Here is a 15,944-nt window from a genome sequence, read left to right on the forward strand (position 1 = left end):
TGTTCACCCTTTTATCTATTCTGCTGTTTTGTAATATCCTTTTGATGCCCGTTTTACATGGCCAATGTTACTGTATGATGACGTATAATTCTTCTTGGCAATTTTATCATATGCCTTTACTTTATAATAGTAGTGCTTCTTCTTCAATTTTTTGTCTGTAAAAGAGGTCTTGTTTGCTTTGACCGTCTTGATCTTTTTGTATTTGCCGTTCTTTTTTTCTGCCCGATAAACATAGTAACCGTCCGCACCGCTTACTTTCTTCCAGGTAAGTTTCGCTTTCTTCCCACGAAGTCCTTTTATCTTCAGCTTCGGCTGGCCGGGCACTACTTTTGCTTTAACCGGTTTGCTCCATTTTGATTCAACCGCGGGCTTAATCCTATAATAATATGTTTTGCCTGCCTTAACCTTCTTATCGGTCAGCTGGGCTTTTTTGTAGCCGTTGAGATATTGCCCCACATACGTGTATTTTCCATTGGGGCTGCCGGAGCGATATACATAAAAATGGTTTTGCGCCACATCCGATGTCCACGTCAGCTTAACTTCCCGGGCGCCTCGGGTCCTGATTTGAATCTGTTTCGGCGCATAGTCGCTGCTTTCGGTCTCTGTCGACGTATATTCCCATTGGGGAATTTGATTGCCGGTAAAGTCTTTAACCACGACTGTTACCGTTTTGCTGTCATCTCCTTCAATATATCGCTTTTCCTTTTCCCGGTAGGGCCTGATTTTGTAGTCGTAGACCGTACCCAACGAAATCCCCAGGTCATTGTAGCTCGCCTGGACTGTTTCGCCGATCTTCTCATAGGCTCCGCTTCTTTCTTTCCGATAGATGACATACCCTTTGGCATCTGACCGTTTATCCCATTTCAGGACAACCGTCCCATTCCGGTCCTGATACCCGGTCGGACGATTGACCGTCCAGGCAGGCCCCAGATTTACAAACTTCCATGTAATCATTTCCGCAGGAGTTTCCCTATAGCCAAAGACGGTAAACTTGCGATAATCCATACCTCCGAAAGCATCTTGGTCAATAGTTTTGACAGACTGAGGAAGGGTTATCTTTTGCAGCTTATAACAAAACATAAAGGCATTATAGTCAATGGACTTGACGCCTTCCGGTACCGTTACTTCAGTAAGGTTCCTGCACTCATAAAAGGCATTTTTACCAATCGCTTCAATTCCCTTTGGTATATCCATTCCGGTTAACGTTTCGCATCCCTGAAAGACCATTTCACCCCATCGTTCCATTCGCTCCGGCAGCACAACTTTTTCCAGGCCACTGCATCCGGAAAAAGCCTTATCGCTGAGTGTTTTCACTGAATCGGGCAAAACAATCGTTTTTAATGATTTGCAATGCTGGAATGCCGTTTCGCCGACAGTTTGAAGTTCTTCGCCAATCATGACTTCTGTCAGCAGATCGCAGCCAGAGAAACACATTCCGGGAATATTTTTTAAGCCGCTGGGCAGGACTGCTTTTTTCAATCTTCTACATTCATAAAAGGCCGCCCACCCGATATCGTCAACGCTTTCCGGCAGACTTATCTCCTCCATCGCACAGCCCCAGAAAGCGTTATCTCCTATTGTATTAAGTGTCCTCGGCCAATTAATCTCGCTTAAACTGGCACATCCGGCAAAAGCGTGAGATTTTATTGATGTTATGTCGCCCTGGAATACGACTTTTTCCAACCCGCTGCATTTATTGAATGCCCTGTCTCCAATGGAGGTTACAGAAACTCCCTCAACAGTTGATGGGACTACTGCTTTCGTCACCCCTTCATCGCAATCGACAATCGCGCCGCTGCCCTTATCGAAATAGAGATTGCCTCCTTCAACCGGCACCGGTGTTCTGTCGGCGGCGCTAGAGGGGATGGCTCCCAAGGCAAAGAACATGAAAATCGAAAAAACAAAAATTCCCACAAAACTCACATTTAATCGTTTCATTTTGTCACCTCAATACACATCAATACATACCTTATCCTTGTATCTATTATTGTATCATGGCTGCGGCCTGAAAGACAACAAAAAGAGATGTGATCTCTCACATCTCTTTTTTATATGCTTAATAAAATTTATGTAAGCTTATTTTGTGGAAGCGTCATACAGTTCTTCAGCGTTATCCCACTCTTCGATGATCTGCGGGATTACCTTGTACAGGTCGCCTACGATACCGAAGTCAGCAACTTCGAAGATCGGAGCATCCGGATCCTTGTTGATAGCAACAATGATGTCGGAAGTCTGCATACCTGCCAGATGCTGGATAGCACCGGAGATACCGCATGCGAAGTAGATTTTCGGTTTTACTGTAGTACCGGTCTGACCAACCTGGTGAGAGTGATCGATCCAGCCAGCGTCAACTGCTGCTCTGGAAGAACCAACAACTCCGCCAACCTTATCAGCGAACTTCTTGATCAGTTCGAATCCGGAAGGATCGCCCAGTCCTCTTCCGCCGGAGCAGATGATTTCAGCGTCTGTCAGGGAAACCAGTTCCTTAGCGGACTTAACGATATCAACAATCTTAACGTGAATGTCGCTTTCAGCAATCTGAGGTTTGTAAACAGTCAGTTCGCCTTTTGCGCCTTCAACCTTGTCTCTCTTCTGCATTACGCCAGGTCTTACTGTAGACATCTGCGGTCTTGTCTTCGGGCAGATGATGGTAGCCATCAGGTTACCGCCGAATGCCGGACGAGTCTGCTTGATTCCAGTGCTTGGGTCCTTAGGATCCAGAGTGGAAGTGTCTAATGTAGTGTTCTTGTCAGCGTATTCGATGTAGCTGGAAACTTTGATGTCCAGTCTGGTACAGTCAGCTGTCAGACCAGTGTTCATTCTTGCAGCTACTCTTGGAGCCAGGTCTCTTCCGATGTGAGTAGCACCGTAGATAACCAGTTCCGGTTTGTATTCGTGGCAAGCGTCAACCAGTACCTTTGTGTAAGCGTCTGTCGTGTAGTTCTTCAGAAGCGGATCCTCGATCAGGATAACTTCCTCTGCGCCGTAAGCGTAGCATTCGTCAGCCAGGTGTCCGATGTTGTCTCCGATGAGAACTGCGCAGATCTTAGTATCAGCGCTGATTTCCTTCGCCAGTCTGTAGCCTTCGCCGATCAGTTCCAGAGCAACGTTCATCAGTTTGCCGTTTCTCTGTTCTGCGAATACCCAAACGTTCTTGTATGCGGAAAGGTCTACAGCCTCGTCATCGCCAGTCTTTTCGATAGCCTTGAACGGGCAGGCATCGATACACTGGTTACAAGCTGTACATTTTTCGTTGATTACAGCCAGTTTGCCGTCCATTTCGATCGCATCGAACGGGCAAGCTTTCAGACATAATTTACAGCCTTTACATTTATCTTTTATAACTTGAATAGCCATTATTATTTCCTCCTCCTTTTTAGATTACATGTTTGCCTTTGAGACCGATCAGCAGGTTCTTGGCAATATCTTTTTCAGTATCTCCTTCAACGACTACACCTTTTCCCTTTGGTTTCGGTGTGAAGGAACGGAATACGTTCGTCGGGGAAGCGTCCAGACCTACTGTGTTCAGGTCAACTTCGATGTCCTTAGCGTTCCAAACCTTGATATCCTTTTCCTTATCGAAGATACCCTTCATGTACATGTATCTAGGAGTGTTCAGTTCTTTGATAGCTGTCAGCATGCAAGGTGTCTGGATGTCGATTACTTCGTATCCGTCTTCCAGAGCTCTTTCAACTCTGATGTCCTTCATGTTGTCAGCGATTTCGAATTTCTGTACATAAGTAACCTGCGGCAGACCCAGTTTTTCAGCCAGCTGCGGACCAACCTGAGCGGTGTCTCCGTCGATAGCCTGACGTCCTGCGAAGATCAGGTCGTAGTCGCCCAGCTTTCTTACTGCTGCTGCGATAGCGTTGGAAGTAGCCCATGTGTCGGAACCGCCTACGGCTCTGTCACTTACCAGGATACCTTCGTCAGCTCCCATAGCCAGACATTCGATCAGAAGATCCTGTGCCTGCGGAGGTCCCATTGTTACTACTGTGATATGTACGTCATCAAACTTATCTTTTATCTTTAATGCTTCTTCTAAAGCGTTTGCGTCGTCGTGGTTTAAGATACTTGGAACACCGTCTCTCATCAGAGTACCCGTTTCAGGGTTGATTCTGATTTCGTTTGTATCAGGAACCTGTTTTGCGCATACGATTATTTTAAATGCCATTTTCAAATCCTCCCTCTTTCTTATTTACCTAAAATATTTGAAGAGATTACGATCTTCTGAACTTCTGAAGTACCTTCATAGATCTCTGTGATCTTAGCGTCTCTCATCATTCTTTCAACCGGATAATCCTTCGTGTAACCGTAACCGCCGTGCAGCTGTACGCACTTAGTTGTTACGTGCATTGCAGTCTCTGCGGCAAACAGTTTCGCCATTGCGGATTTAGGTCCATAAGCAAGATGCTTATCCTTCATGTCAGCAGCTTGATAGATCAGAAGTCTAGCAGCTTCGATTCTTGTTGCCATGTCAGCAATCTCGAACTGCAGTGCCTGCATCTGTGAAAGTTTCTTTCCGAACTGTTTTCTGGCCTTCATATATTCAACAGTAACGTCAAATGCGCCCTGTGCGATACCCAGTGCCTGTGAAGCGATACCGATACGTCCGCCGTCCAGAGTTGACATAGCTACTTTGAAGCCCTGTCCGATTTCTCCCAGAAGTCTGTCCTTTGGAATTACGCAGTTCTGGAAAATCAGCTCTGTTGTGGAGGATGCGCAGATACCCATCTTGTCTTCTGTCTTACCGATGGAGAATCCTTCGTCTCCCTTTTCTACGATAAACGCGGAAATTCCTCTTGTGCCCTTTGACTTATCAGTCATAGCCATTACTACAAATGTGTCAGCGTATCCGCCGTTTGTAATAAATACTTTAGATCCGTTCAGAACCCAGTTGTCACCTTCCAGGACCGCTCTTGTCTGCTGTCCCGCAGCGTCTGTACCAGCACCTGGCTCAGTCAGACCGAAAGCTCCTAATTTTCTGCCGGAAAGTAAGTCAGGAAGATATTTTTTCTTCTGTTCTTCATTTCCCCAGTTGAAGATCGGCCAGCAGCACAGGGATGTGTGCGCGGAGCAGATAACGCCAGTTGACGCGCAAACTCTTGATAATTCTTCTACTGTGATCGCATAAGAGATGTGGTCTCCACCAGCTCCTTCGTACTCTGTAGGAAACGGTACGCCCAACAGGCCGTATTTTGCCATTTTCTCTACAGTTTCAACTGGAAATCTGTGTTCCTGGTCGATGTCCGCTGCCAAAGGTTCAACTTCAGCCTCAGCAAACTCTCTTACCATTTTTCTTACGAATTCTTGTTCCTTCGTGAGTTGAAAGTTCATGTAAATGCCTCCTTAAGTTATTAATAACGGTACGTATTTTGTCTATTAAAATTGTCCGCGTTTTAATAGTCAACTTCGTTACAAAAGTAACGACCATACATCCCTATTAGACCATATCGGAGGCATTATTGCAAGTGGTTTTTTCGCTTTCCTAAAAATATTTCTCGATTTCGAAATATTCGGATTCTTCGTGAGAATTATTGGTTTTTTCTTGCGTTTTCTGAGGTTGCGGGATATCAAAATTGAGAAACCAGTTTATTCCACGCCGTGTATGCAGAATACAAATTAGTTTGTTGCATTTTTAACACAACTTTGGTGTAAACTCCTCTCATTTTTTATTAACCCCGCCCATTCTTTTACTTATACGATATTCACCAGTTGAGCCGGCTTCTCCGCAAGGTGCAGAATCGTATAACTTCCGAACCATCTGGTAAGAAGATGGCCTGTCTGGCGCTTTTTGCTTTGAAATTGAACTGAAGCGGACAAAACCTGTGGGTTTGCGGGTGTTACGGATTTGTTTTTGTGAAATTTTCACTTAAGATTGATCAGTAAGGGCAGGAAACGTTGAAAAAAGATCCGCTTTTACGCATTTTTTGGATAAAAGATCCGGAAACACTTTAGTACATTATAATACGAAATCGGACAGACCTTTCTTTTTAGCCGAACGCAGTCCGGATGCAACAGAGAGCAGAGAATGGTTTTGGGTTTGCGACCAAATCCCAATTTTACCAGCAAATCCCGCAACCATTGTCCCCAAAGAAATGCCTTAGTCGCAGAACAAATTTGAAAAAAGCCGATTCGCCAGCAAGATCATAACTTACAAGCCAGGTCGAGCAGCTTTCACGATTCTGTACCTTATGGCAATGCCGTACAACTTGGGCAGAATCGTATTCTTTTAGACCCGCTTGCATAGTACTGTGATATAATAGAAATGATATGAATATACGCCGGAGCTGAGCTTACTGACAAGCGGGCCATGCCGGGTTGGTTTTACCTATAGCCAACCTTGCCGCAACGCTGGTACCACTCACCCAGAGCGGGGCAAATTCCGGTCAGATATAATATGGTTTTCCGATCAGCCGTTTAATGGATTCTGGAAAAATTGAAAATTATACTGCTTTCATGTCCCCATTGATATTGGGGTGGCAAATCACGCTCAACATTTTCTGCCTTATGGTAAATACGGCGAGCTATGCTGCCAGCACCGACTCATACGAAATACTGTCCAAAAGGCAAATTGCTATTTTTATCAACACGTGGCGAAAAACCAAGTTTGCGTTGATCTTTTTTCAAGGACACAGAGCATCTGGGCACAAAAATTTGACCCATAGTGCTGCTTTGAACAGGAGCAGAGGCCGCAAACCTTGAAAATACATCAACAACCAAATCGAAATGAATCTGTTGTTGAACAAATATGTGCATTGCTTAAAACTGGCTGCGATGTGGCTTGCAGGTTGAATATGCGGGAAACTTACTCGACGCGGCTCGTAAGTTATAAGATGTGAGCCAAGTCGAGCAGCTTTCACGATTCTGCACCTTATGGCAAGGCCGTACAAATTGGGCAGTATCGTATAATTTGCGGGCTGCCTGGCAAGAAGATGGCTTGGCGCTTTTTGCTTTGAAATTGGACCAGAGCGGACAAAATCTGTGGGTTTACGGGTGTTGCGGATTTATTCTTGTGAAATTTCAACTTAAAATTGACCCGCAAGGGCAGGAAAGGTTGAAAAAAGATCCGCTTTTACTTATTTTTTTGGATGAAAGATCCTGAAATAATTTAGTACGTTACAATGCGAAATCGGATAGACGTTTCCACTTAGCCGGACACAGCCCGGATACAACAGAGATCAGAGAATGGTTTTGGGTTTGCGACCAAATCCCAATTTTACCAGCAAATCCCGCAACCATTCTCCCCAAAGAAACACCTTGGTCGCAGAGAAAATTCGAAAAGGCCGATTCGTCGGCAAGATCATAACCCGCTGCGACGTGGCTCATAAGTTATACGATTCTTCTGCCCAATTTGTGCGGCGTTGCCGCAAGATGTAAATTGGCGGATAAGACTATATGGGAGGATTTGTTATGGAAGGGTCAAATATCACAATATTGGCAGAACGCCTGCCCTTTTGGGAGCATCTGTCTTCAGCGGAAAAGGATCTGCTGGTACAAAGCGCAGTATCCGTTCATTATGACAAAAACACAGCGGTTCATACCGCCGATTTCGAGTGCATTGGAATCCTGCTGGTGAAAAGCGGCACCCTTCGAGTCTACATGCTTTCAGAAGATGGAAAAGAAGTGACACTTTACCGTATTTCTTCTGGAGATGTCTGTGTCCTTTCAGCTGCCTGCGTGCTGCAGGCTATCACCTTTGACGTATGTATCGACGCATTGACCGACTGCGACATGATTCAGATCAGCTCTGCTGCTTTTTCTCAGGTAATGAAAGAAAATATCCATGCGGAGGCTTTCACCTACAAGCTTGCTACAGAGCGCTTTTCCGATGTGATGTGGGCCATGCAGCAGATTCTGTTTATGAGCTTCGACCGGCGGCTGGCGACTTTTCTGCTGGACGAAACTGCTGCGCGCGGCTCCGATACGCTGAAAATGACCCACGAAGAGATCGCCCGTATGATGGGCAGTGCCCGTGAGGTGGTTACACGAATGCTGAAATACTTTTCTCAGGAGGGCTGGGTGGAGCTGTCCCGTGGCACGGTAAAGCTGCTGGATCGTAAGAAGCTGATGGCACTATTGTAAAAGAACTTCCATCTTTGAACATCCGAAAGCGGGCCGATTGAATGGCTGGTTCCTGAAAGGATCCCCAAAAAGATGAAAAACGGGCTATCGAGCAGGCGACCAAATTTTGGTTTTCCCGAAAAACGCCGCAACCATTGGCCCCCAAAAGACAAATTACTATTTTTATCAACACGCAGCGAAAAACCAGGTTTTTGTTGACCTTTTTTCAATGATGCAAGAGCCTGAGAGCACAAAATCCCGATCAAAATACGACTTTCAATCGGAGCAGAGGCCGCAAGCCTTGGAAAGACCTCAACAACCAGGGCGAAATTAATTCGTTGTTGAACAAATAGGGGCATTGTTAAAAAATGGCTTCACTTTTCACGATTTCAAACGCCCGCAAACCCACAACTTTGCGGTAACTTTCTATGATTTTTTCGAAAAGTTACCGCAAGATGCAAAGGCAGCTGCGCCCCAATCAAGTCATTATTTTCCAAAGAAGAAAAGGTTTTGCTGCGGCAAACTCCGCAGCAAAACCTTTTCTTTATATAAAGAGATTCACATTGGAATTCTCCGCATCGCCCAGGTAGCTGGCTACCCCTGCCAGTTCCACGCCGTCGATCAGTTCTTCTTCCTTGATCCCCATCACATCCATGGACATGGTGCAGGCCACCAGCTTCACCCCGTTGTCCAGCGCCTGTTTCATCAGCGTTTCCAGAGAGTCCACATTTTTATCCCTCATGACGCTTTTCATCATCTTGGTGCCCATGCCGCCCATATTCATTTTGGACAGCTTTAACTTTCCCGTACCCCGCGGCATCATGGCTCCGAACATCTTTTCTATAAACGACTTTTTCACTGGCTGCTTCTCACGCCTTCTCAGTATGTTGAGTCCCCAGAAGGTAAAGAACATGGTTACCGGGCGTCCCATAGCCGCGGCGCCATTGGCAATGATGAAGGAAGCCAGCGCTTTATCCAGGTCCCCGCTGAACACGACCATGGTCTTTCCCTGGGGAAGTTCACCGCCCGATGATTGAGCGCAGCATTGCCCGGTTCCCTCACCGGCGCCCTTTCTGATATACACCAGATTCTCTTTTCCCTGTTTTTCCGTTTTCACCAGCGTATTGCCGGTCCTGCCGCACCAGGCGTCGATATCTCTGGCAAATCCCAGATCTGTAGCCGATACCCGCAGAGTCTGGCCTTCCTCCATGCTGCGAATAGCTTCATTGACTTTCATGATCGGTCCCGGACACTGGAGTCCGCAGCAGTCGATAATTTTCAGTTCCTGTTCCTTCGGTTCTTCCTGATGGCTCATCTCTTCCTGCTCCTTTCTCTCCCCCTGATCGTAATGCATGGATTTATAAAACGCTGTCCCGCCTTCCAGTACCTGTACGTCTGAAAATCCGTTTCCCATCAATATCCTCGCTGCGTTGTAGGAACGGACGCCTACGGCGCAGTAAACGATAATCCGTTTTGTCTTATCCAGTTCGTCCAGACGGTCCCGCAGCTGCCCCAGCGGAATATGGTACGAACCCGGGATTTGGAAAACCAGTCGTTCCATGTCTTCCGTCACATCCAGCACGATAAAATCATCCTGCTGCGGCTTTTCCAAAAGCGCATCCAGTTCTGCCGGCCCAATGAAGGAAACCAGTCCGTCCAGCACGTTCTGCGCTACAAAGCCCAGCATATTTACCGGATCCTTTGCCGAAGAGTACGGCGGCGCATACGCCAGCTCCAGTTTTTCCAGATCAGAGACGGAAGCGCCGAGACGCATTGCGGCGGCAAGTACGTCGATCCTCTTATCGGCTCCATCCTGCCCCACTGCCTGAGCGCCGAAAAGCTCTCCCTGATTACCGAATATCAGCTTCAAAATCAGCGGCGTGGCTCCCGGGTAGTAGCCTGCGTGGGATTTCTGGTTGATGATAACGGAATGGTAATCCTGGCCCTTTTCCTTTCCCATTGCACGCAGCGTCTTTTCATTGACTCCTGTGCAGGCTGCCGTCAGATCGAAGACCTGAGCGGCGGAAGTTCCCTGTGTTCCATCGTAAGCTTTATGATCGCCTGCAATATTATCGGCGCAGATCCGCGCCTGCTTGTTAGCCGGACCGGCCAGTGGAATCATGGTCTTCGTTTTCAGGGTAAAGTTCTCAACCTCAATCACATCACCTACAGCATAGATATCCGGATCAGAAGTGCGCAGCTCGCTGTTCACCTGTATTCCGCCTTTTTCATTGAGCCGAAGGCCCGCTTCCTTTGCCAGCCCGCTGTTGGGTTTCACACCTATGGAAAGGATGATCAGATCTGCTGTGACGCTTCGCCCGCTGGACAAATGTATGATCGTACCGTTTTGGGTTTCTTCGAAAGAACGGACCCCGTCGCCCAGAATCAAGTCCACCTGGTTCATAACCATATTCTCATGAAGCAGCTGTGCCATTTCCGGGTCCAGCGGCGCCATAACCTGATCCTGCATTTCAATCAGACTCACCTGGATGTTCTGCGCCCTGAGATTTTCCGCCATTTCCAGGCCAATGAAGCCGCCGCCGATAACTGCTGCCCGTTTTGGGTTTCCTTCATGGATCAGGCTTTTAATCGCATCCGTATCGGGAACGGTCCAAAGGGTATGAATACCCGCTCCGTCTATTCCCGGAATCGGAGGCTTGATCGGCGATGATCCTGTCGCAAGGACAAGGGTGTCATAGGCTTCTTCATAGATCCGCCCGCTTGTCAGCTCCCTGACCTTCACGGTCTTCTTCTCCGGCATGATCCTGACCGCCTCGTTGAGCACCCTGACATCCACATTGAATTTATCCTTCATTGCCTGCGGCGTCTGCAGCAGCAAGGCATCTCTTTCCTTGATAGCATCCCCAATATAATATGGAAGGCCGCAATTGGCATAGGAAATATATTCTCCCCGTTCAAGGATAAGGATTTCCATGTCCTCGTCCCGTCTTCTCAGTCTGGCCGCCGCAGTGGCCCCTCCGGCGACTCCCCCTATAATAACTGTCTTATTGCCCATAATAAAAACCTCACAATCTTTCTTTGTGAGGTCATTATATCGTGTTTCGTATCTGCCTTCTGTGACTGAGTCACACAAATCAGTCCTTTTTCTTTTTATGCTTTCGCTTTTCTTCCGCCAAATCCCGGTCCAGGCGCGGAACGATGTCTCCAGCCTTCACCATACGGATAAACAGATCTGTCAGCTTGGGATCGAATTGTTTGCCTCTCTGCCGCTGCAGCTCCTCCAGTGCGTATTCAACCGTATAGGGTTCTTTGTAGGAGCGCATGGAAACCATTGCGTCGAAGGCATCGGCAATGCAGAGAATTCTGGCGGAAAGCGGTATGTCTTCCCCTGAAATTTTGCGCGGATAGCCCTGCCCGTCATAGCGTTCGTGATGGCCGATAACGGCCGGAATCACATAGTCCAGAGACGGCAGATGGCGAATGATGCCCACCGAACTTTCCACATGGCCTTTTATGATTTCGTATTCTTCATCCGTCAGCTTGCCGGGCTTGTTGAGAATATCCTCCCGAATGCCGATCTTTCCAATGTCATGGAGCAGACCTGCTTCCCGGATCAATTCAACGAAATCATCCCCCATATCGTAGGCCTCCGCCAGACAGGACGCATAGTAGGCCACGTTCTTTGAATGGCTGAAGGTATAATGGTCCTTGGTATCAATGGCGGCAGTAAGGGCATAGATCGTGGGAGCGTATTCGGAGTAAATATCCTGCTTGTATTCGCTGCTGTCCACATTGTTTTCTGATTTGGCGTTTATGTTGCTTTCATGGGAAAGCATGATTGCGTTCTTTCCTCTGCGTTTAACCTGATAAACCGCCATATCGGCGCCTTCAACCAATTCCTTTACACTGCCGGCGGCATATGGATAAGAGCTGATTCCGCCGCTCACCGTAAGAACTTTCAGCGCATAATCCGCCGCGGTTTTATTCATATCCATGATCTGCCTGCGGATATTTTCCGCCAGATTGCTGGCGGACAGCATGTCATACCCCGGCAGGATGATCGCGAACTCTTTCCCGCTGTATCGGGCGGTATAGCCGTTATTGCCCACGCTGGCCGTAATGGTCCTTGCCACGCGCTGCAGGGCCAGATCGCCTTCCCTGTCTCCGTACAGCTGATTGTACAGCTTGAAGTCGTCCAGATTCAGTATGATAAGAGCCAATGACCGATCTTTATTTTTTTCAAATTCATCTTCCAAAACCTCATAAAAATATTTGCGGTTTAAAAGACCTGTGAGGTCGTCAGTTCTGGCCTCCTGATACGCTTTTTCATAAAGTCTGGCATTCTTTACGGCAATGGCTCCAATAGAGCTGACCGATGTGAGAAAACTGATATCGTCATATGTAAATCTGCCGTACGTGTCCCTTTTGGATACTCCGATCAGGCCGATCAGTGTATCTCCGTCCTTCAGCGGGGCAAAAATTTTGATATCCAGATTGCGGATCTGTTTTTTCTCTTCTTCCCACATCGCCTTATAGGCGGTCAGACATTGAAACTCCTCCATAAGCAGACATTCATTATGCTGGTTCAGATAGCCGATGACCGGATTGCTCTTGTCCAGCGACATGGTCTTATTGTCCAGGGGGCTGGCGCTGTGAGCGATATCATAAGTGTTTTCCCTGCTGTTTTCTATAAATATGTAAACCTTATCCGCATCCAGCATCTGCTCGACCGTGCGGGTCACTTTTTCCAAAACCTGATGGACTTCCAGACTGCAGGATATCTCCCGGCTGAACTCCTTTAAGGTCTCTGACCTGGCGATTTCCTCTTTTATAAAAACCGTATCCACAAATCGCTTCATGGCGTAATACAAAAGGAAGGTGACAAGGGTAAAGAGGATTGCCGTAGCGAGCACATACCGGTCTTCATATTGACCCAGAGCTGTCCGTATAAAGCGCTCCAGCGGTGCAATCACATTGGAAAACAGCAAAATTACGATCACCGCCACAACCACATAGCAGCTTCCCTTTGAAACCAGCAGCGTCAGCTTAAACAGCCGCCTCCTGTACATGGCATAAAACATGCAGAAGATCATCAAAAGCGCTGACAGTATGTCAATGGGAAATCCTTCGAACACAGGAAAGCACAGACATACCTGCCCGAAAAAAACGCTGATAATTCCAAGCAGGATCGGAGTAAGCTGCCTTTTACGGATTTCATCGGTCTTGTAGCCCCGCAGCATAATGATGAACATATGAATCAGTACCGCGCCGCAGACCAGGAACAGAACCGCAACGCTCCATGTGATATGATAAACGAAGCCCACGCCTCCATTGGGCTGCGCCACCGGTTCCGGAGCCTTCAGAAAGAACCCGGTCAAAATATTAATGATATTGATTGCCAGCGAAAGCACCAGCCAAAGGAGCCGGAGTCTCGACTTTTTCGCTCCGACGAATTCCTCCATAAAGCAGAAGAACGCGAAGGGCATCATCAAAAGGCCGAAAATAGAAATATCGTACCACAGCTTCTCACTGGGCCAAAACTCCATACGCATGCAGAACGAACCGCCTACCCACAGCACCCCCAAAAACAGCACCATGATAAAAGCATCATTCAGCTTTGTGCGTTTGGCTGCGATAAAAGCGAAGAGCAGGAGCAGATAGCAGCAGAGAGCGATGATCGGAATGAACACAAAATTATTCAATTCGCGTCCCCTCCTTTCGCACGGCATATATGGACTTCTGAAGTTCTAAAAGGTCTTTTATCTCGTACACGGAGGGGTTGACCTTTCTCAGTTTCTTTTGATGCCTTCTCTCGTATTCGGCAAAAGTCCCGCATTTCAGTATGGTGATCTGCAGCGGGTCCATTCCCAGAATCATTTTCAGATCTTTATAATCGTGATCCACATATTTGAAATACACGGTCAGATGCTCTTTCAGAATCTCTTTGCCCACCGCCTGACTGGCCAGTGAATCCGGCGCCAGTTCCACATAGACGTGCATGAAAGGCTTCTTATTTTCGTTGTATTCTTTGGCTGCGAACCAGTCCTCAATATCCAGGCCCGACAGATCGACCACGGTCTGTACAGCGCTTTCCGTAATTCTTGTGAATCCTGCGATATCAATGACATTGGACACCCGGTCAATGTACTTGAACCTGGGGATCTTTGTCTGATCTTCGCTGTTTTCCAGTCCCATACAGCGGTACACGTCCCCAACCCGGTAGCGCATAAAAGCTCCGCCTTTGAGGACGGAAATCACAATCTCATATTTTTCACCCGGCTGCACCTCGTCCATAAGATAAGTTTTGGGCTGATAGGTTTTATCCTCCAGATTTTTATTCATCTCCGCCTCGGGAATGAATTCATAAAAACAGGTGTCCGGGAAAAAGTACATACCTTCCCTTGTCCAGGTTTCCGTACCAATACAGGACGGCTCCGTTCCTGCGAAGAGTTCCATCGGCCTCACACCCCACAGTTCCTCCAGCTCATCTTTATAGCAGTGGTTGTCCGTGCCGGCCACCATAAAACCTTTCAGGTCGAACAGGTCCCTGGGTATCAGGTCTCTGCCTTCTTTTTTGCAGGTACGCTTTGCTTTCAAATACCGGAGAAGGAACTTGGGAGACAGCGTAACAATCGAAGAGCCCTTTTTTCCGGAACCGCCTCCGCCCATCTTGGAAAGTGTCTGGCTTACAAAATAAGCGACGCTGCCCAGTCCGAAAAAATAGTCGATGCCCTTTGACATCGCCAGCTTAAAACCCCTTTTATTCCTTTCGGAAAAGGACATGCCTTCCGCCTCTTCAACCGGCGGCAGGAATTCGATGCTGATCTCGTCGTGGAGCGCCCTGGGGAAAAGTCCCGTGGCATAGGGAAGCGGCGCCAGCCCATAGAGAAACGTATCTGTCGCTTTTACATCAAATTTTTTCTTTTCCGTACTTGTGGATAAAATCATACATGCCAACACATTGTTCTTATAGGTATTGAGCATGCTCTGGGTATAGGGCGCCACCTTAATAGGATGTTTTCCTCCCTCCCAGGTGGTCTGTATCCATATAATCGGATCGTCGGGCAGCATCCCGCCCTTTTTCTGCAGAAGTACATCGGCATAATCTTCATAGGTTGTCAGCGGAAACTTTTCCCGCAGTTCATCAATAGAGTGAATACGCCTTCCCTGCAAAAGCTTTTTCCCCAGCTCTGATTTTTCCCAGAGAAAAAGCTGTTCTTCCATGAGGCGCTTTTGTATCCTCATGTATTCACTGATGTTCAGATCCAGGAATCCGCAATATTCATTCCAGATATCCTCTGAACGTTTCTTCTTAAGTTTTTCCTCAAATTTCATACATGCTTCTTTCCCGCTGCGATTGTCCTGATACAGCGCTTCCCGCTTTTAACTGTAGGGATCAGAAACGGGACTTCTTGTTTATATCTGTTATAATCACGAAAGTAGTTCGGAAACGTCCACATGTCCTGCATAATTACATACAGTACATTACATACACCAAAAATAGTTCCGCCCCAGACCATTGGAGCTGTCGGCATGGCCAGCGCAAAGCAGGCGTACATACCGATAAACCAAAGTACACCGGGATGCCTGCACAGTGCGTACATCCCTTCTGAATAGACCCTGGGCCGGCCTTCCTCCCGAATATAGGTGTCTTCAAAGGGAAGGGCGAAGAAAAGCGTATAAATCAGCAATGCCAAAAATACGCCCGACAGAGCCAGAAGCACCACCTGCCTGACTCTGCCGCTTTCCTCTCCATTCCAGCCTACTGCGAACATCATCACCGTGGCGATAACCAGCAGGAAAAATCCCAGGAAAAAGGCCGGCTTTAACAGTCTTAATCTTAACCTTACAGAATTTACATCATAAATCACAAACAATACGAAAGCACAGAGCCCCGTTATTATACATGCACCTCTCAT

The 15,944-nt window shown here is 47.3% G+C and carries 9 protein-coding genes; 1 reads left to right on the forward strand and 8 read right to left on the reverse strand.

Annotated elements, in window-relative coordinates; all coding sequences use genetic code 11:
• Positions 1-15: 15 nt before the first annotated feature.
• The 4 genes from NE619_RS14395 to NE619_RS14410 form a co-directional block, all read right to left on the reverse strand.
• Positions 16-1,938 carry a leucine-rich repeat protein gene (locus NE619_RS14395; protein WP_256133145.1) on the reverse strand — a complete coding sequence of 641 codons (1,923 nt, stop codon included), beginning with the start codon at positions 1,936-1,938 and terminating at the stop codon, positions 16-18.
• Positions 1,939-2,076: 138 nt separating this feature from the next.
• Positions 2,077-3,357, reverse strand: a complete 1,281-nt coding sequence (locus NE619_RS14400; protein ID WP_256133146.1) for an electron transfer flavoprotein subunit alpha — start codon at positions 3,355-3,357, stop codon at positions 2,077-2,079.
• 19 nt (positions 3,358-3,376) lie between these two features.
• Entirely contained in the window at positions 3,377-4,174 is a 798-nt protein-coding gene (etfB, locus tag NE619_RS14405; protein ID WP_256133147.1) for an electron transfer flavoprotein subunit beta, read from the reverse strand.
• Positions 4,175-4,194: 20 nt separating this feature from the next.
• On the reverse strand, positions 4,195-5,337 hold the full coding sequence (locus tag NE619_RS14410) for an acyl-CoA dehydrogenase (RefSeq protein WP_256133148.1): 1,143 nt from the start codon (positions 5,335-5,337) through the stop codon (positions 4,195-4,197).
• 2,076 nt (positions 5,338-7,413) lie between these two features.
• On the opposite strand from NE619_RS14410, the gene NE619_RS14415 reads away from it, so the two are divergent.
• A complete protein-coding gene (locus tag NE619_RS14415) occupies positions 7,414-8,085 on the forward strand; it encodes a Crp/Fnr family transcriptional regulator (RefSeq protein WP_256133149.1) in 672 nt (223 codons plus the stop codon).
• A gap of 523 nt (positions 8,086-8,608) precedes the next feature.
• On the opposite strand, the gene NE619_RS14420 is transcribed toward NE619_RS14415, so the two are convergent.
• The 4 genes from NE619_RS14420 to NE619_RS14435 all read right to left on the reverse strand — a co-directional run bounded on the left by NE619_RS14420 (position 8,609) and on the right by NE619_RS14435 (position 15,944).
• Positions 8,609-11,080 carry a DsrE/DsrF/DrsH-like family protein gene (locus NE619_RS14420; RefSeq protein ID WP_256133150.1) on the reverse strand — a complete coding sequence of 824 codons (2,472 nt, stop codon included), beginning with the start codon at positions 11,078-11,080 and terminating at the stop codon, positions 8,609-8,611.
• A 79-nt stretch (positions 11,081-11,159) separates the two neighbouring features.
• Positions 11,160-13,727 (reverse strand): HD domain-containing phosphohydrolase, encoded by a 2,568-nt coding sequence (locus tag NE619_RS14425; RefSeq protein ID WP_256133152.1) that lies wholly within the window; start codon positions 13,725-13,727, stop codon positions 11,160-11,162.
• Entirely contained in the window at positions 13,720-15,360 is a 1,641-nt protein-coding gene (locus NE619_RS14430; RefSeq protein WP_256133153.1) for a GH3 family domain-containing protein, read from the reverse strand. The genes NE619_RS14425 and NE619_RS14430 overlap by 8 nt, the downstream gene beginning before the upstream one ends.
• Positions 15,357-15,944, reverse strand: a complete 588-nt coding sequence (locus NE619_RS14435) for a hypothetical protein (RefSeq protein ID WP_256133154.1) — start codon at positions 15,942-15,944, stop codon at positions 15,357-15,359. Before NE619_RS14435 ends, NE619_RS14430 begins: the two co-directional genes overlap by 4 nt.

Origin of the sequence: Anaerovorax odorimutans (genome assembly GCF_024459955.1) — a bacterium.
Taxonomy (GTDB): Bacteria; Bacillota; Clostridia; order Peptostreptococcales; family Anaerovoracaceae; genus Hominibacterium; species Hominibacterium odorimutans_A.

Coding starts and splice junctions, on each gene's coding strand:
- NE619_RS14395 (WP_256133145.1), bottom strand. CDS start 1,938: ATGAAACGATTAAATGTGAGTTTTGTGGGAATTTTTGTTTTTTCGATT.
- NE619_RS14400 (WP_256133146.1), bottom strand. CDS start 3,357: ATGGCTATTCAAGTTATAAAAGATAAATGTAAAGGCTGTAAATTATGT.
- etfB (WP_256133147.1), bottom strand. CDS start 4,174: ATGGCATTTAAAATAATCGTATGCGCAAAACAGGTTCCTGATACAAAC.
- NE619_RS14410 (WP_256133148.1), bottom strand. CDS start 5,337: ATGAACTTTCAACTCACGAAGGAACAAGAATTCGTAAGAAAAATGGTA.
- NE619_RS14415 (WP_256133149.1), top strand. CDS start 7,414: ATGGAAGGGTCAAATATCACAATATTGGCAGAACGCCTGCCCTTTTGG.
- NE619_RS14420 (WP_256133150.1), bottom strand. CDS start 11,080: ATGGGCAATAAGACAGTTATTATAGGGGGAGTCGCCGGAGGGGCCACT.
- NE619_RS14430 (WP_256133153.1), bottom strand. CDS start 15,360: ATGAAATTTGAGGAAAAACTTAAGAAGAAACGTTCAGAGGATATCTGG.
- NE619_RS14435 (WP_256133154.1), bottom strand. CDS start 15,944: ATGAGAGGTGCATGTATAATAACGGGGCTCTGTGCTTTCGTATTGTTT.